A 19625-nucleotide genomic window follows, 5' to 3' on the forward strand; every position below is an offset into this window, starting at 1 on the left:
TAGTTTCTGAATGGCTTACTGCCACAAGGGAAATGCTACAGATTCCACTTGCGGAACTGAAGCAAGGGGACCACGGGAGTGACAATTCCGGACCAAAGTCCCGGCCCGTTAGATCTACTGCACCCCAGTATGATTGCGATCCTTCGAATCCGAATCGACACCTTCGAGATAGCCGACGAGAACTTGGGCGACCTCCGCCAACACCTCAGTGCTCGACATTTCCGAGTGGGAGCAGTCGACCAGGTACGCCCGCAACGGCCCCACCAGTTCGGACCACCTTTCGACCAGGTGACGATGTTCAGGCAGATCATGCTGCGCCACAAACAGTTCCACTGACCCGAAATAGTGCCTCGGCGTGTGGTCCCGAACGATTCGCGACAGTTTTTCCACCCGACCCACTACGGATTCGAGTACCGTATCGGAAAGGAAATCCATACCGGTCTGCCTTCGGATCTCTGTCGCAACGTCTGTGAAAGTCAGTGCTGCAGTTTCAGTTTCAACCTCGGATAGCCCGATCTGCGCGAATAGTTCGGAAGGTTTCGGAGCCGCTTGTACCGATGGCATCATCTCCGGTAACAGCGCGTCGAGCATGACAACCGAACCGACCAGATCGCCGGCCTCTTCGAGTTGGCTCGCCATCTCGAGCGCGATCGTTCCGCCGGCAGACCAACCCAGTAGATGGTATTCACCCGATGGCTGCACCGTCCGTACGGCATCGACGTACCCCGACGCCAACTCCGCCACCGTGCCTGGCAATTCACCTGCTCCCGTTGCCTGGATGCCGTACACCCGTCGACCCCGCAGCTGACCGACGAGTCCGGCGTAGCACCAGGCGATTCCGCTGACCGGATGCACACAGAACAACGGCGGCCGTTGGTCATCGGGGTCGCCGCCGAGCATGACGACCGTGTCCAGCGGATCCGAACGAAGCGAATCACCCTCGAAGACATCGGCATGAACGAGATCCATCCGAGAGGCAAGCTCCGCCACAGTTCGGTCGGTGAAAATCCATTGAACCGGGAATTCCCTGTTCAGGCTCTCACGCAAGCGCGTAGCCACTCGAACTGCACCCATCGATGTCCCGCCGAGCTCGAAGAAGTCGTCGTAGCGGCCGACCGATTTCGCGCCGGTCACGCCCTCGAATGCCTGTGCCACGTGACGTTCGGTATCCGAGATGGGTCGATCCACACTCGACCCTGGCTGCGGTGAAGGAGCAGGAAGTGCCGCTGCGTCTATCTTCCCCGAAGCGAGCAACGGTACCTCGCCCACTATCGTCACCGACGAAGGCAGCAGATGCTTCGGCAGCAGGCCGGAGACGAACCCGCGAAGCTCCGATTCCGTCGCCGAACCGTTTTCCGCCAACGTCACATACGAACGGAGCTCAGCGGATCCGTGCCCGTCGTCACAGACAACGGTTACCGAGAAGGCCACTGCTCCATGGCTTGACAGAGCCGCGTCGACCTCCGCCGGTTCCACGCGGACACCCCGCACCTTCACCTGCGCGTCGTTGCGACCCAGGTACTCGAGCGCTCGGTCGTGACGCCTACGACGCACGAGGTCACCCGTGCGATACATCCGAGTCCCCACCGCATGAGGATTGGCAACAAAGCGCTCGGAAGTCAGAGCCGGGGAAGCGACGTACCCCCGTGCCACATTCTCACCGGCGAGGAACAGTTCTCCCGCAACGCCATCCGGAACCGGTCGGAGCCTCTGATCGAGAACAAATGCTGTCGTACCAGGGACTGGAGTGCCGACAGTGACGTCCGCGTCAGTGATCCGTGCGGAAATCGATGCCGCGATCGTTGATTCGGTCGGTCCGTATCCGTTGACGATGCGATGTCGGGGTGACCACGCCGACGCAAGGCGCGCAGAGAGCGGCTCCCCCATCGATTCGACGATCAACGGTTGCACTGCATCCGGATCGACTGTCGCCAGGACCGTCGGCGTCACGATCAGATGTGTTACGTCGGCGGCTATCAGCAGATTCGTGAGTTCTTCTCCCCCGTAGACGAAGTCGGGAGTCAGAATCAGCGTTCCACACCCTGCAGCCGCGAGAAGGATCTCGATCACCGACGCGTCGAAGGTCGACGACGCCAATTGCAGGACTCGGGGGCCACGCTCGAGCTCGGCGATCTCGGCGTGTGCGGTGCAGACGTTCATGATTCCGCGGTGTGAAACCTCCACGCCCTTGGGTCTTCCCGTGGAACCCGACGTGTAGATGACGTAGGCGAGGTTGTCGGGGTGAGCCGGCGTTGCCGATACCTCGGCAGCGCCACCAGCAGTGCGGGATTCGTCCATCGCCACCCACTCGACGCACTCGGGCAAACTCTCGGATGCACCTCCCGCTGTCAAACCGACAACCGAACCGCATTCCTCGACCATCGTCTGCCGGCGCGCTGTCGGCAGCGCCGGATCGAGCGACAGCCACGCTGCGCCTGCACGCGCTACTGCCCACAACGCAACGATCCACAGATGCCCGCGCCCGAGCGCAACGGCCACCACGTCGTCGGGTCCGATTCCTCGGACCACCAACTCGCGTGTCCAGTGCGACGACTCCTCGTGCAGGTCGCGGTAAGTCCAGCGTCTGCCGTTCTCTTCCAGCGCGACGCCGTCGGGCGCCTGACGCAGAGCGCGTTCGAAAATGTCGGCAATCGTCAGAGGTTCGACGTGGCGAGGATTCGCAGCAGTCAGCGCCGAGCGTTCGAGTCCGGACAGCAGTTCGATCTCCCCGATCACAATCTCGGGTTCCGCGGTCACTGATTCGGCGATACGTCTCACCCGCTGCATGAACAGTTCCGCGGTCGACTCGCGGAACTTGTCCGTCGCATACAGCAATCGAATAGTCAGACTGTCACCGGTGTCGACCAGGTCCCACGTCAAGTCGTAACCGGTCGACGCCCCTGAATTGTCGATGTCGAAGACGGTAATGCCGTCGATCTGCGGCAACTCCAGCGCTCGCCGGTACGCCAGCATGACCGTGAACAGCGGATGCTCGTTCATCCTGCGCGGCGGATCGACCTTCGCAACGACGTCGTCGAACGAGACGTCCGCGTTCGCCATTGCTTCCAGATCGACACGGCGAACCTCGTCCAGAACAGCAGCGAAGCGATCGGTGGAGTTGATCCTCGTGCGCAATGCGACAGTACCCACCATCATTCCGGCGACGCTCAGCAGCGCCGGATCGTTCCGCAGACTCACAGCTGCTCCCACCACGACGTCGTCCGTGACGCACTCGCGAGCGAGCAGCACGGCAATCACGCTGTGGACGACCATGAATACCGTGACGCCATGCGAACGAGCCAACGCCGACAACGCGTCGTAGGTGGCGCCGTCGAGGACTTCCGTCACCATCTCCTCGGATCGTGAAGACACGGGACTCCGGGGGTTGTCGACGGGTAGAGCCAACACATCCTCGACGCCACAAAGTGCGTCCGACCAATAGTCGAGTTGCCGGTGAGCCATGCTGAGAGAATCCTCGGGGTCACCCAAGCTCTCTCTCGCCCAGAAACTGTAGTCGCCGTAGCTGATCTCCCCCGACGAGCGATCCCAGGGAAGACCTGCCGACCTGGCCTCGAAGGCTGCCACGAAATCGGTCAGGATCGGGCCCATCGACGCTCCGTCGATCGCGATGTGGTGAACAACGATGACCAGGACCGTCAGTCCTGCAGAGTCGACTCCTGCCTTTTCGGCGAACACACGCACACGGAACGGAACATCTCGTTCGAGATCGAACGGCACAGTCGCGAATGCCGAAGCGCTCGCACGGATATCGCCGACGTGTACCGCAGTGAGATCGAATGCAACAGAGTCCATTTCAAGTTGTTGCGGACCGAATTCACCCGGAACACAGACAGTTCGCAATACGGCATGGTGATCGACGACGTCGCCGAGCGCGCTGCTCAAGACCGAACGATCGATGTCGTCTGCCAGGACCGCTGCAAACGTCAGGTTGTACGCAGTCGATTCCGGCTGAAGCTGATTGATCAGCCAGAGTCGTTGTTGCGAGGGCGCCAGCGGGGCCGGCTTGCCGGGATCACGTCGAGTCAGTTCGCGGCGTTTGCCATCGGACGCGCTCGCCGACAGCCACTGAGACATCGCTCGCGGCGACGGATTGTCGAAGACGGCGCGAACAGGCACATCTCGCGCGAAGATCGAGGCGAGTCGACCTGCCACCGCTGCCGCAGCCAACGAATCACCACCTGATTCGAACAGGTTGTGCAGAGCGCCGAAACTTCCGGACACGTGTTCCGACATGACAGCGGTGACGAGTTCCTCCGAAACCGTCACTGCTGCATCGGGCGCCTGGCTCTCGAACACATGGCGCCGCAACGCATCTGCGTCCAGTTTTCCGTTCGTCGTGAGCGGGATCGACTCCAATACGACCACGCGGCCGGGCATCAGATACGCAGGCAACATCGCGGCCAACTCGATTGTCAGCTGATCCGCCTCCACACCATCGCCGACCGCGCACGCAACGGCGATGTCGTCGACGAGGACAACCGCCGCAGCCTCGACGCCCGTGCACCGACGCAGAGCTGATTCGATTTCGGCGGGCTCGACGCGGATTCCTCGCACGCTCATCTGACGGTCGGAGCGTCCGACGAATCCGAGCCTGTCATCCGTGCGGCGATGAACCAGATCACCGGTCCGATAACGGCGGTGCCCGCCGGGTGCTGCGATGAACGACGTGGCGGTGCCGGCAGGATCTCCGGCATAGCCCATCGCAAGCCCGGGCCCGCTGACGTACAACTCACCGATCCCGGCCCACGGCACCCTACGCAGTCGCGTATCGAGCACCTCTGCACCGATTCCGGCGAGCGGGACTCCGATGGTGACCCGATGATCCACCTCGGCGACAGTGGTGACCACCGTGCATTCCGTCGGTCCGTACGCATTGAGCATTCGCGCGCGGCGACTCCACGCACGCGCGGTGGAAGGTGAGAGCACATCGCCACCGACTGCCACCACCTCGAGCGAATCGAACCGCTCTGGAGCCATCGTGTCGAGTACGGCTGGAGTGGACAACATGTGAGTGACGCCGCGTTCTGCGACGAATTCTTCGAGTGCCCTTCCGCCGAAAGCCTCCCGAGGAGCGACCGCCAAGGTAGCCCCGGCGCCGATCGCCAACATCATCTCGAGGATTGCTGCATCGAACGTCGGTTTGTAACCGTGCAGCACAACCGAGTCCGAGGTCACGCCGTACTTGCGGACAGCATCGTCGGTCAGCAGGCCCAGTCCTCGGTGGGTGACTGCAACGCCTTTCGGTTCACCGGTCGACCCGGACGTGTGAACAACGTACGCGACTGAATCCGGATACTGCCGACCGGGAACAGGGCTGCGATCGGAGAGGACTGTGCGCAGCTGCTTCAGACGTGCCGGTGGCAGGTCGGGGTCGATCGGCACGAATGCCGCTCCCGTTTTCGAGATCGCCAACATTCGGACCAGGTACGCGATAGTCCGCACCGCCGGAATCTCGTACACGGCACCCGGTCCTGCTCCCCGAGCCACCAGTTCCCAGGCTTGGGCATCCGAGGCAGAGTCGAGTTCGGCATACGTCACCGTGCGGTGTCCGTCGTCGAGAGCAATGTTGTTCGGGAATCGCGCCGCGGTGGCGGCGAAGATCTCGGTCAGTGTGCGGGACGAATCGACCTCGGCAGCAGTCCAACTGGGCGCCGCGCCCACCACGAGATCCGAAACGAGTACTGGTACATCCTCGGCAATCGAGGTGAGCACTCTCGACAGCTGTCGGGTAACCGCGTCGGCGCTCGAAGGATCGAATGCGCTCGCGGCATAGATGAGCGCTCCGGTCAATGAACCGTCGTCAGCGGGTGCGAGCGAGACATGCATGGGGAACTTCGTTGTCGCGGTCTCGATTTCGCGAGCCTCGATCGTGAGGCCGGAAACCTCCACGGCAGGGATCGCGAAGTTCTGCAGACCCAGCGCAATCTGGGGAGTTCGTCCACCGAGCAGCTCACCAACCAACTCGGCAGGAGCAGAGCTGTTTTCGAACGCTGCCACATCAGCATCGAAAGCTGCACCCAACAGAAGATCGATCGGCACGTCCCCGTCGATCCGAAGGCGAAGAGGCACCGTATCCACGAACATGCCGACCACGCCGTCGAGCTGAGGCGCCCGCCGTCCGTCGACAGCTGTCGCGATCACGACATCGGGATTTCCACTCAGCTTGGCAAGCACCACCGACAACGCCGCATGAACCACCGCGAACAGCGAGACCTTCAATCGGTCGGCTCGCGCCTGCAGTGCCGAGGTGATGACGGCTGGTATCACGAAGTTCACTCGCTGCGCTATGGTATCCGGCCCGCCATCGGAGTGATCCACCGTCAGCGGAGACACAGATGTCACACCGTCCAGCGTTCGGCGCCAGAACTGCTCGACGCCAGGGGAAACGTCACGTGCTGCCTCCCACGCGGCAAAATCCCCGTACTGGATCGGCAACGGAGACCATTGCGAATCCAGTCCAGCTCGTCGCTTGCCGTACGCGGTCAGCAGGTCGCCGACCACCGTTCGCATCGACACCCCGTCGACTGCGATGTGATGAAAGCTCACTGCCAGAACGTGCCTGACCGGTGACACCTGGAGCAGCATCCAGCGCACCGGCAGGTCTGCCGCTACATCGAAACCACGCGAGCCGAACTCTCGCAGCAGCACCTCGACCTCGATGTCGGCGACCAGCCGCGTTTCCATTGTCACGGAGGTCGGAGGATCCACGACCTGAACCGGTGGAGTGCCCGGATACCGGGTTCTGAGGACATCATGACGACCGACAAGATCCGTTGCTGCCTGACGCAGCGCCGCCGCGTCGAGTTCACCGTCGATCTCGATGCAGATCGGCAGGTTGTACGCGCCGCTCGCCGTGTTCCGCTGATTCAGTACCCACATCGCACGCTGGTTTCGTGACAGGGGTGCGGGCGTGGGGTCGCGGCGCGGTTCCAGTCGGACAAGATCGGTCACCGAGTCGTTCTGCTCGAGCGAATCGAGCCGGGCTGCCAACGCCGCAACTGTTGGATGCTCGAATACGGTCCTGAGCGGAACAACCAGCCCCAGAGTACTACTCAAGAGCGAGGTAACCTCCGCGGCCGACAGCGAGTTGCCCCCGAGCGAGAAGAAGTCTGCGTCGCGGTCGTCCTCATTCCCACCGAGGACGGAACCAAAAGCTCCGGCTACAACACGTTCGGTGGCGGTGGCCGGCCCCTCTGCACGGGAAGCATCCAGTGTCGGAGACGGGAGACGGGCGAAGTCGACCTTGCCGTTCCGCATCGGAAGCTCGCCCTCGATGTCGACGATGGCATGCGGAACCATGTACGTCGGAAGGACTTCTGCGGCGGCAGCGCGAAGTTGACCAGTGTCAACTCTTTCGGCACCTGAACTTCTCACGTAGGCGACCAACAGAGGACTTCCACCTTCGGCCGACCGAACCCCGACGACACAGAAGTCGACGTTCGCGACAGACTGAATGACTGCCTCGATCTCACCCGGTTCGATCCGGACACCGTTGACCTTCACCTGCACGTCGGTTCGCCCGAGATAATGCAGGCGATACGTATTTCCCTCGGATTTGGGGCTTTCCGGCTTCCACATCACCAGGTCGCCCGTCCGGTACTTCCGGGCGCCTGAACCGGTTGCCACGAATCGTTCCGCAGTTCGGGCCGGTTGGCCGGCGTAACCGCGAGCGAGCATTCGACCTGAGAGATACAGTTCGCCGGCGACTCCCGGCGGCACCGGTTCGAGTCGATCATCGAGCACGACGGCGTCGACCCCGGCCAGTGGATACCCGATCGATCCGTCGTGAGTGTCACCCGACAGTTGTTCGATCGACAGTGGTTCGGTAGCAAGCGAATACATCGTCGACTCGGCAGGTCCGTATCCGTTGATGACTCGGCGTCCGGCTTGCCAGCGCTTCGCCAACGCGCCGCCGAGTCGCTCGCCCCCGAACATCACCGTGGAAAGGTCCGGCAGCGAAGGATCGCCGATCGAGGCGACGACAGTAGGTGTGGCGCACAGATGAGTAATTCGCTCGCGCCTCAGTGCTGATGCGAGTCCCGAGCCGAACAGTTCTTCGTTCTTCGCCAGAACGAGCGTGGCCCCGGACGCACTCGCGATGAGCACCTCGAGCAACGTCATGTCGAATCCTGGCGCTCCGCGATGGAATACGCGAGAACCTGGCCCAGCCGAGAATCGACCGGGCAGGTCTTCGGCGATCACACCGAGCCCGCCGTTGGTCACGACCACAGCCTTGGGGGTTCCGGTCGTTCCTGACGTGAAAACTACGTAGGCCGCCAGGTTCTCGGAATATTCGCGCACCGAGTCGGTGACTTTCTCACCACCAGCGTCTTCAGCACCAGCGTCTTCACCACCAGCGTTGCGGCCGCCGATCGCTCCGGTGCCCAGTGTTTCGAGGACATCGCGTACTCGCGCCTGCGGCTGTTCCGGGTCCGTCAATGCCGGAGCTGCACCGACCTTCGCGATTGCCCACAGTTGCACGATCGACGCAATCGACCGATCTGCAGTCCAAGCAGCGACCTGGTCGACTCCAACTCCCCGGGAGCGCAACTCGTCGGCTGCGACATCCGACTGGGCATCGAGTTCCCGGTAAGTCAGTGTGTTGCCCTCACCCTCGACCGCCACAGCGTCCGGGGCGGATTCGACGCCGAAGCGCAGCATGGAGGCAAGTGTCGTACCGGAAAGTCGAGATCGATCAGGCCGGTCGACCGCGCCGTGTGCGGGGACGAGAAGAGCTCGTTCCGCACTGTCCAACAGGTCGATTTGCCCTACGGCGACATTCGGGTCGACAGACACTTGATTCAGGAAGCGCTCGAACCGGCCCGCAAAGCTCGATACCGTCAGATCATCGAATAGATCAGCGTTGTAGACGAATTCGAGACCGAGTTCGCCCCCGACCCCCTCGTCCGTGACGTTGACCTGCAGATCGAAATTTGCGTGCCTGACTTCAGGAGCAATCTGTGTGATGTCCAGCCCTGGTATCGACCACGCGGCGGTCTCAGCAGTTCGGAACGAGAGCGCCACCTGGAACAACGGATGTCGCGAACGCGATCGCGGTGGGTCGATCAGATCGACCAGCGATTCGAAGGGCATCTCTGCGTGCGCGAACGCCGCTACGTCACGCTGACGAACCTGCTCGACCAACCGGCCGAACGAGTTCGACGGATCGACTTCGGTTCGAAGAACAATCGTGCCGGCAAACATGCCGACCAGCTCGTCGAGTTCAGGTGTGACGCGTCCGGACACAACAGTGCCGACAGCTACGTCATCGCTACCGTTGTACCTCGCCAACAGCGCCGCGAGAGCGGCGTGTACAACCATGAACATGGTCGCGTTGTTCGATCGTGCGAGTGTCTGAAGGCCCGTTCGTACCGAACCTGAGATCTCCACCCGACAGCTCGACGCACGGGCGAACGTCGAACGTGGACGATCGAGGGGAAGCGTCACCTGCTCGGGAAGTCCTTCGAGAGCCTGCATCCAGTAGCTGCGTACCGTCTCGGGAATCCCCGATTCCCTTTGCCATGCACTGTAATCGGAGTATTCGAGCGCGAGCGGCGACCACTGCGGAGCGTGCTGCGCCGAGCGGGCGATGTACGCCGCAGTGAAGTCGCGGACCAACAATTCGAGTGATCGAGCGTCGGCGGCAATGTGATGGACGACGACAGCCAGGATGTGCTCGACAGGTGAAACCTGGAGAAGTGCCGCACGTACGGGCGGATCAACGGTGACATCGAAGCCCGAACCCACCAGTTCTGCTACACAATTCTCGGCGTCGCCGCCGTCGAGTGCCTCGAGCTGAAAGGCCGGAAGCGCATCCTCGGCGTCGAGCACCGTCTGAACCGGGCCGCCGCCGACAACCGGGTACACGGTCCGCAGAGTGCGATGGCGATTGATCACGTCACGAATTGCCAGTTCGGCCGCAACCACGTCCAGCTCGCCTGCCAAGCGCAGCACGATCGGGATGTTGTATCCGGCGGAGTCTGTATCCAACTGATTCAGAATCCACATTCGATGCTGGGAAGCTGACAGGTGCACTTCCGTGTTGTCCGAACGAGGCCCCAAGGACACGTCAGACGCGTGCTCCGCGCCGGTTCGCCCTACACCTATCCGCGCAGCAGCGATGTCTGCGAGCTGATCGACGGATGGGTGCTCGAACACATCGCGGACGTCGAGGTTACAGCCCAGGGCGGAGTTCAGACGCGACGAAAGACGAGTGGCGATCAAGGAATTGGCGCCTTGATCGAAGAGGTTCCGGACCGGATCGACATGCGGAACTTCCATCAAATCGCTCAGAATGGCTGCGACTGTCTGCTCGAAGAAGTCTCGCGACTGCCGAGTCGGCTGCGTGAGAGACACCGGGGTCGGCAACGATGCTCGGTCGATTTTGCCGTTGATCGTGACCGGTAATGACGCGAGCGCCATCAAAGCCGACGGAACCATGTGCGCGGGCAGCAACGAACGAGCAGTCCGCAAGACGCCGTCGAGGTCGTGTCCGCTCCCCGGGGTGATGTAACCGACCAAAGTCGGCCCGCTGTCGAGTTCTCTCACCACTACCGCGGCCTGCTCCACCGACGTGTGAGCCAACAGCGCGGATTCGACCTCGCCCGGTTCGATGCGGTAACCGCGCAGTGCCATCTGACCGTCGGCGCGGCGAACATATTCGAGTCGGCCGGCTCGCCAACGGACCAGATCGCCGCTGCGGTACATCCGTGATCCATCGAATCCGGGTTCAGGCACGAATCGCGAAGACGTCATCGCGGGTCGACCCAAGTAGCCTTCGGCCACCTGCGGACCCGCAACATACAGTTCGCCGACAGATCCCGGAGGGACGGGCTTCAACGACGCGTCCAGTACGTAGCTGCGCAACCCTGGTAGTGGGGACCCGATCGGCGAGACAGTCTCGTCACCGGGGACAAGATCAAAACTGGTGACATGGACTGTGGTTTCGGTGATTCCGAACATGTTGACGCCCCGCACGTCCGGGTGCCGATCGAACCAAGCCTCCACGCGCCCGGCGTCGAGGCGATCACCGCCGAAAACAATCGTCCGGAGCGGAAGCAGCATTTCCTGCGTGACTTCCGCCAACGCATAGAAGGCGGCCGGGGTCTGATTGAGAACGGTCACTCGTTCCCGCACAATCAGATCCGCGAATCTTTCGGGTGAGCGCGCGACATCACCGTCCACGATCACGAGGGATCCGCCAGTGGTCAACGAACCCCACATCTCCCAGACCGAGAAGTCGAATGCGTACGAATGAAACATCGTCCATACATCTTCGGCGTTGAAGTCGAAGATCTCTCGGGTCGAGGCGAGCAGCGCCAACACGTTGTCCTGAGACACCACTACGCCTTTGGGAGCTCCAGTTGATCCGGAAGTGTAGATCACGTAGGCGGCGGACTCCGACTGTGCAACGGGCCAGTCGGCCGTAGCGTCAGTCGTCTCGTCCACGAAGATGACAAGTTGCTCGTACCCAACGAACCGCCCAGCAGATTCGTCCGTCGACAGAATCGCTTTCGGGCCTGCATCGGCAAGTACGTAGTGGATACGAGCGTCGGGATACTGCAAGTCGATCGGTACGTACGTCGCGCCCGCGCGAACGACAGCGATGATGGCTACGACGAGGTCGACCGATCGAGGCAGGGCGACCGCCACGCGATCACCGACTCGAATTCCTCGATCGATCAAGACAGCGGCAAGGCCCTCCGAACGAACTCGCACCTCTTCATAGGTGAAACGAGTATCGCCACTCGACACCGCGATTGCATTCGGATGCCGGGCTGCGACGGCCCCGAAGAGGTCAGGCAGCGACTGCGCGACAATCGACGGCGCCGGCACCCGAGCCGACAATTCTTCGCGTTCCGCAACACTGAGAACATCGATGTCACGCAGCATGATTGACGAGTTCTCGGTAATCGAGCCACACACTCGACGAAGCCGCTCGACCCAGCTCTGCACGGTGCCTGCATCGAACAGATCGGCGGCATATCGGAAAGTGCCGCGAACACCGCTCGCGTCGCCGTCAATCGTACGATCCTCGCGCACAGTCACTTCGAGGTCGAAGCGAGGGTGGACCGGAGGTAGCGGAGTGCCGTGCACCGTCAGAGTTCCCATCGCGATCGCGGAGTCGGGCGCTACCGGATCGACAGCGAGAACCACTCTGAGGAAGGAATTCTTCTCACCTACGCCCCCACCGACCGCACGGTCGACCACCCAGTCGAACGGAACGTCGGCATTGGACAGGGCCGCCACATCAACCTCGCGCACCTGAGTCAAGAACTCACCGAACGTGTCTCCGCCGCGAAGGAGCGTTCGCAGCGCGACGGTCCCGACGAACATACCGACGACACCGTCGAACGAAGGATGCGTTCGTCCGGAGGTCGGGGTCCCGATGACCACATCGGACGCACCGGTGATCTTGCTCAGTGCGATCGAAAGGCAGGCGTGCAACACCATGAAGGTTGTGCAGTCGTGCGCGCGAGCGATCTCGTTCAGCGCCGCATGGATGGGTGAGGGCAACTCGAACGTCACGTCCCGAGCCGACGACGGTTGGTCCGGCCGGCGGGATCTGTCCACGGGAAGCGCAAGAGTCGGATCAACACCGGCGAGTGTGTCGGACCAGAATTCCAGCTGGCGTCCTGCCAAGCTCTGTGGATCCGCGGGATCACCGAGAATGGTTCTGTGCCAAGCGGAATAGTCGCGGTAGTCGAGAGCGGGCGAAGGCCAGATCGGCGACCGTCCGTCGGCGCGAGCGTCGTACGCCGCGACGAGGTCCGAGACGATCGTCGCGAACGAAAGGCCGTCCAGGGCGATGTGATGGGCAACCACGGTCATGCGGTGGTCGGCGTCGCTGCCGGAGGCGAGGATCAAGCGAAGAGGCGCATCGGTCGCCAGGTCGAAACCCGCCGCAACCAAATCCGCTGACGCAGCCTCGTAATCCTCGGACGCAACCTCGATCAGAGTCACCGGAGTCGCGGTCGCAACCTGGATCGGCCACGCATCGTGATTCTGGTCGAACGAGAAAACAGTACGCAAGACGAGATGGCGATCGGTCAGGTCACCTACCGCCGCCCTCATCGCCTCGATATCCAGAGCACCACTGAACGCGACCTCGAACGCAATGTTGTACGCCGACGACTGGGGATCCAGACGGTTGAGTAACCACAGGCGTTGTTGCGCCGGTGCGATTTCCACGACGAGGTCGTCCGAAATGCGTTGGGGTTCCACCATCCACTCCGCCCGCCCCGCACGGATTACCCGGGCCAGGCGCGCCGGCGTCGGGGCACCGAACACGTCCCTGACACCAACCCGTCTTCCGAGAGCGGAACTCACTCGCGCGGCAACATACACGGCGTCGAGTGAACTACCGCCCCAGGCGAACAAGTCGGAGTGCGGTCCGAGAACTCCGACGCCGAGGACCTCGGCCATCACCGAGGCAATCAATTCCTCGTCGTACTCGATCGGACGGTTGACCGCCGCGCGCTGCTCGGCCGGCGCGGACGACGCCGGTTCAGGGAGCGCTGAACGGTCAGTCTTTCCATGGCTCGTGACGGGCAATGCTGCCAAAATAGTCACCGAACTCGGCAGCATGGAACGAGGAAGTCGGGTAGCCAGATGATCGAGCACCATCGTCTGGCTCAACGGATGAGCTGCACCTTCGGCCACGGTCACATACGCCGCAAGCGACCCGGATCGCTCGACCACCGCTGCTTGCGCAACGCCGGGAGTCGACAGGAGCACAGCCTCGATCTCGCCCAGTTCGACGCGTACTCCACGGATCTTGACTTGTTGATCAGAGCGACCCAAGAACTCGAGTTGACCGGCATCGTTCCATCGCACGACATCCCCGGTGCGGTACATGCGCTCGCCGGCACCAGTGGCACCAAAGGGCGCCGCTACGAAACGCTCCGAGGTCAGCGTCGCGGAAAGATACCCGCGCGCCAGTCCTGGTCCCATCACGTACAGCTCCCCCGCGGCGCCGACCGGAGTGGGCAGCAACGACGAATCCAACACCACAGCGGAAACGCCGTCGATCGGGCGCCCGATCGGAGTATCACCACCAGGCGCGAGCGGCTCGCTCATGAATGCCGCGACGGTTGCTTCACTGGGCCCGTACGAATTCACGATGTCGACGTGACTCGACCACGCATCCACTAGCGCTCCCGGCGGTCGCTCGCCGCCGACGTTCAAGACTCGAAGTTCCGGCAAAGCCCGAGGATCCATCGTCAACGGAACCGATGGCGTCGAGTTCAGGTGCGTGACACCTTCAAGTCGCAAATAGTCTTCGAGGTCCACTCCGCCGATCAATCCGGGAGGAACGATCACTGCGGTCGCGCCGCAGCCGTGTGCAAGCAGAATCTCGAGGATCGCCACGTCGAACGATGTGTTTGCAAGGAGCGCGACGCGGGAGGAACTATCGATGTTCAGACGCCGTGTGTGAGAACGCAGCAACGGCACAATGCCTCGGTGCGTGACCGCGACACCCTTCGGTCGCCCGGTAGAACCAGAGGTGTAGACCACGTAGGCGGTGTCGTCCAGAGACAGGTCGGCGATAGATGAACCCGCCCCCACGCGTCGATCCACCGGACCTTCGACGGTCTCGTCTTCCCTGGGGTTGACGACGCAGACCCAGGCCGGCACGTTCACGAGTTCGCCACCGACCACAACGGACACGTCGGCGTCGTCGAGAAGGAAAGCGACACGCTCGGAGGGTGTTTGAGGATCCACGAAGAGAAGGGCAGCACCAGCCCGCACTACTGCATGAAATGCAACTACGGAATCGGTCGAGCGCCCGGTGAGGATCCCGACGACGTCGCCTCGTCCGACTCCGTTCTCCACGAGCAAGGCGCAGAGTGCATCCGCGCGAGCGCCGAGCTGGTCGTAAGTGACGTCCACACCTTGCTCGCGGATCGCGACGGCACTCCCCTGCCCTGCGCCGCCTCTGATGACCGAATCGAGCGTCGCGAATCCGTCCGTCCGCTGACCTAGCGCAGGGACCAGATCCTTCACTTCATCCGTCGAGAGGATGGGGAGGTCACCGAGCGCACGGGTAGCCGAGTCGAGGAACCCCTCGAGTAGCCGAACGAACTGACGATGATGCATCGCCAAGTCACGTTCGCTGTAGAGGTGCGGATTGGCTTCGAAGGAAAGGCGAACGTTCTCCCCCGCGATCGACGGATAAATGCTGAAGAACAGGTCTTCGGTGGGTCCGGATGTGAGGACGTGAAATTCGCCGACGACGTCACCGAGCCGAATCGCTTCGTGAAACATCATGACGTTCACGGCCGGGCCCGCCGCCTCACGGGATCCGCCCTGACCCTCCTGGAAGCCCATGTCCTCGTAGCGGAATCGCTGGTGGCGTAGCGCACCGGTCATTTGAACCGAGATCTGACGCACCAGTTCTTGTGGCGACAGATCCCGTTCGAGTTGCGCACGAACAGGCACGATGTTGGACAGCATCCCACCTGAACGTTTCGACGTCGCCGTGGTGCGGCCGGACACCGGCAAGCTGAGGACTACGTCATCGGAATCAGTCATGCGACCGAGATAGGACGCGAATGCACCGACGAGGACCGCCACCTCGGAGGTAGTCCACTCGGTCGCGACATCCGAAAGCCGTTTTGCAAGAGTTGGATTCAGTGTCCGCACCATCATGCGCTGCGGCATGGACGTCAGGCCGGCGCCGTCGGCGAGGCGAACCGGGCGGGGCAGGCCTTCGGACATCTCCGTCCAGTACTGCTCGTCCGATCGATACCGCGACGAGGATCGGTAATCGACGTCGAGGTCATGCAGTGCACGTACCCCGAGACCACCGAAAGGAGTCAGCGTCTTGCCATGAACCAGATGCGAATAGCGCTCGGCCACCCGAGCGGTGAGTGTCATCGCCGCATGTCCGTCGAGCACGAGGTGATGGGCGTGCGAGTACCAGTAGTAGTGCTCATCTGCCAGGTGAAGCAAGGTTGCCGAGATCAGGCGGTCAGACATCACGTCAAGTGGCCGTGAGTATTCCGCTGTCATCCACTCGTTCGCGCGCCGAACCGGGTCGCGGTCGCTGCGTAAGTCGAGGTATACGAGATCGTCGACGATCGAATGATCGACGACCTGTGCCGGCTCGGCATCGGTAGCGACGAGGCGAACGAACGGCGACTCCAATTCATGACATGCCGTATTCGTTGCCTCGATCAGCGCGTCGACGTCAACCGGTCCGCGTAGTTCCACGTACTGAGCCACCACGAACGGAGTTGACGGACTCAATTGCTGCGCGAACCACAGCGCGAGCTGAGCCCGAGACAACGGAAAAGCACTCAACCCGTCACCTCACATTTCACCAGCCTTGTTTTTCACGAACGTTCGGTGGCTGATCACGTGAATCCATGGGAGCGAACACCACGAACGGCCGAACCGAACCCTACTGTCTCGTCTAAGTTTTCACCACTGGGCCAACACTGCTAGACATGTCGACGCAGCTTTCACGCACTCAAACGTCAGGAGCTTCAGCGGATGAACAACGACACGGTGGGACCAAAGTCCGACGACGATTCCGGGGCTGAACCGAGCGGCTCCAACACCATCCCACCGAGGGGCCCGGAGCGCGAAACCAAGGGGGCGGCCGCTTTTCTCCGAAGCCGTAGAACGGCAGTCGCGATCACCGCAACGACGCTGGTAGTGGGCGGTTTCGTGGCATGGCTCGGGTACACGGCATACGAAGCGAAAGACAACCTGGAGGCGGCTCGCGACCACGCACAGTCGGCGAAGAGCGCTCTCCTGGCCGGAGATACGGGAGTCGCAGAGTCTGCCGCGGCGGAAGCCGATCGCGAAGCATCGGCCGCATACGACAACACCCATTCACTCCCCTGGAACATCACCGCCGCAATTCCCGTCATCGGGTCGCCGTTCGAGTCGACGCGCCAGATGACCGAGGTCGTTCAGGGGCTTACGCGTGACGTTCTCGGCCCTGCCGTGACTACCGGAACTTCACTCGCACCAACGGAATTGGTGCAGCCCGGTGGGCGCTTGGCACTCGCACCGTTACGCGAAGCGGAACCGAAACTGGCCGAAACAGCTATCGCCGCGGAATTGCTGTCGTCGCAGGCACAGGAAGTTCCCGAATCGAAGTACCTGGGCCGAGTTAACGATGCCAGAGCAGAATTACAGTCGCAGACAAGCGAACTGGCTACCCTCCTGACGAACACCGCCACCGCGGCGCGCATCGCACCGGCGATGCTCGGCACCGACGGACCGCGCAACTACTTCATCGGTTTCCAGACCAATGCGGAAGCGCGAGGAACCGGCGGCCTGTTGGGTGGATACGGCATCGTCCGAGTCGACAACGGCGCCGCTCGGGTGGACACACTCTCCCCCAACTCCGAACTAACACTGGACAATCAACCGATAGACCTTGGTCCTGACTTCAACCAGCTGTACGGAAACAGTCGACCGACCACCGATTTTCGCAACAGCAACCTCAGCTCGCACTTTCCCTACGCAGCGCAGATCTGGCAGTCCCTGTGGTCACAGGAGTCCGGGGGTGAGCTGGTCGACGGCGCGATAGCGACCGATCCGATAGCACTGAGTTACCTCCTCGCGGCGGTGGGACCAGTAGAGATGCCGGACGGAGAGTCGGTCACCGCCGACAACGTCGTTGAGTTGACCGAGTCGACCGCGTACGCACGCTTTCCCTCCGACAACAAGGCACGAAAGCAGTATCTGCAGACAATCGCGGCCCGTGTCGTGGCGAAGATGACCGGGAACATCAAGTCGCCGAGCGCATTACTGGAGGCTCTGGGCAGAGGTGTCAGCGAGGGCAGAATCGCAGTGTGGAGCTCTCACCCCGACGAACAATCGGTTCTTGCCGACACCGTCCTCGGGCATACCATTCCCGATGATGCCGCTCCGTACGCCGGTGTGGTGATCAACAACCAAGCCGGCAACAAGCTCGACTACTACCTCACACGAGAAATCGACTACACAGCCCAGACGTGCACCGGCGACACCCGAAAGACAACGGTCACCGTTCGACTGACCAACAACGCGCCCGACGCCGACCTGACCGAATATGTCAGCGGGATCGTCGACAACCCCGGACGACTGCCCAATGGCACCAATGTGGCTGCAGTCACTCTGCTTGCGACAGCCGGCGCCAAACTCGATGCCGTCTCCGTGGGTGGACAGATTTCGTTTGCCGTCAACGGAACTGAACAGGGTCACCCGGCCTACATGACCAGGGCCGTCATTCCGCGAGGCCAGACGGTTGAGCTGAAGTTCGATCTGACCGAGCCCACAGCCGAGGGCGAAGCTCGCGTACCGGTCCAGCCGCTGGTCGACGACCCGAAGATTACCGTCGACGTGCCTACCTGCTGAGCTTGACCGGCAAACGTCGACGAGGCCCCTGGCATGTCGACGTTTGTCGGGCTCGTGAACTTTCAGCAGATTTGAAACTTTGGCGAAGGCTAGCCTATGCTTCCTGACGCGCCTGGAACCGGCCGTCGGCTGCGATCCGTCGGAGTCTCACTCCTCGGCGCATCGACAACGGAAGGTTCCCCATGCGATACGCCCGTGTGCGCTCACTTCGCCGAACTGTGGCGCTGAGTGGATTGGTCATTGCCGCCCTGGCAATCGGCGGATGCAGTAACAACGACACCGCAACCGAATCGAGCAGCAGCGACTTCGAAACCGTCACCATCGAAAGTGCGCTCGGAAACGCCGTCATCACCGAAAAGCCCGAGCGAATCGTGACTCTCGGCATGGGGTCGGCGGAGACCGTAATCGCGCTCGGCACGATCCCGGTCGGCGTCGAAAAGTACGCATGGGGCAGCGACGACACCGGGTATCTGCCGTGGGTGCACGAAGCGGTCACGAAGCAAGGTGGCGAACTGCCAGAGCAGTTCACCGGCGGAACCGATCTCAACATCGAAGCGATCATCGCTCTCGAACCCGACCTGATCCTCGCCCCCTGGTCCGGCATCACTCAGCAGCAGTTCGACTCACTCAACGCGTTCGCGCCGACCGTCGCCTACGCCGAGAGCCCCTGGACCATCACGTGGGAAGACCAGATCAGCGTCATCGGCAAAGCCATGGGCGAATCCGAGAAGGCGACAGCCGAAATCGACAAGATCAAGTCGCAGTTCGCGGAATCGACTGCAGCACATCCGAACTACGCCGACGTCAGCTTCTCTTTCATCTACAACACGGGCCCAGGAACCCTCGGCGTCTTTTTCGCCGAAGAGCAGCGTGTGGCCATGGTCCGCGCACTTGGCCTGCAGGTGGATCCCGTCGTCTACACCTTGACGGAATCTGAAGGAACAGACTCGGCCGTCATCGGCCTCGAGAACGCAAACCTCCTCGACAAGTCCGACCTGCTCTTCACCTTCTACTCGGACCCGGCCAATCGGGCCGAGATCGAAGCGCAGCCCGCTTACCAGGCAATCCCCGCTGTGGCTCGGGGAACTGTCATCGCTCCGACCGAACAGCCCTTCGTCACCGGTTCCTCGATGATCAACCCTCTGACCGTGCCCTGGTCGCTCGAGCGCTACGTGCCGATGATCGACGAGGTAATCGCGAAGCTGAACAAGTGATGTAGATCAGCATCGTGCGATCGAGAAACCCGC

At 62.0% G+C, this 19625-nt stretch carries 3 protein-coding genes; 2 read left to right on the forward strand and 1 reads right to left on the reverse strand.

The genetic code is table 11. From position 1 onward, the window contains the following. Positions 1-114 precede the first annotated feature (114 nt). Complete coding sequence (locus KTR60_RS16350; protein WP_228401042.1) at positions 115-16326, reverse strand: non-ribosomal peptide synthetase; 16212 nt, start codon at positions 16324-16326, stop codon at positions 115-117. 192 nt (positions 16327-16518) lie between these two features. On the opposite strand from KTR60_RS16350, the gene KTR60_RS16355 reads away from it, so the two are divergent. Continuing rightward, positions 16519-18378, forward strand: a complete 1860-nt coding sequence (locus KTR60_RS16355; RefSeq protein WP_042449572.1) for a DUF4012 domain-containing protein — start codon at positions 16519-16521, stop codon at positions 18376-18378. Between the two features lie 182 nt (positions 18379-18560). Then, positions 18561-19592, forward strand: coding sequence for an iron-siderophore ABC transporter substrate-binding protein (locus KTR60_RS16360; RefSeq protein ID WP_065352559.1), 1032 nt, complete (start codon positions 18561-18563; stop codon positions 19590-19592). The last annotated feature ends 33 nt before the right edge of the window (positions 19593-19625 follow it).

Source organism: Rhodococcus sp. C1, from assembly GCF_020809065.1.
Lineage (GTDB): Bacteria > Actinomycetota > Actinomycetes > Mycobacteriales > Mycobacteriaceae > Rhodococcus_F > Rhodococcus_F qingshengii.

Coding starts and splice junctions, on each gene's coding strand:
- KTR60_RS16360 (WP_065352559.1), top strand. CDS start 18,561: ATGCGATACGCCCGTGTGCGCTCACTTCGCCGAACTGTGGCGCTGAGT.
- KTR60_RS16355 (WP_042449572.1), top strand. CDS start 16,519: ATGAACAACGACACGGTGGGACCAAAGTCCGACGACGATTCCGGGGCT.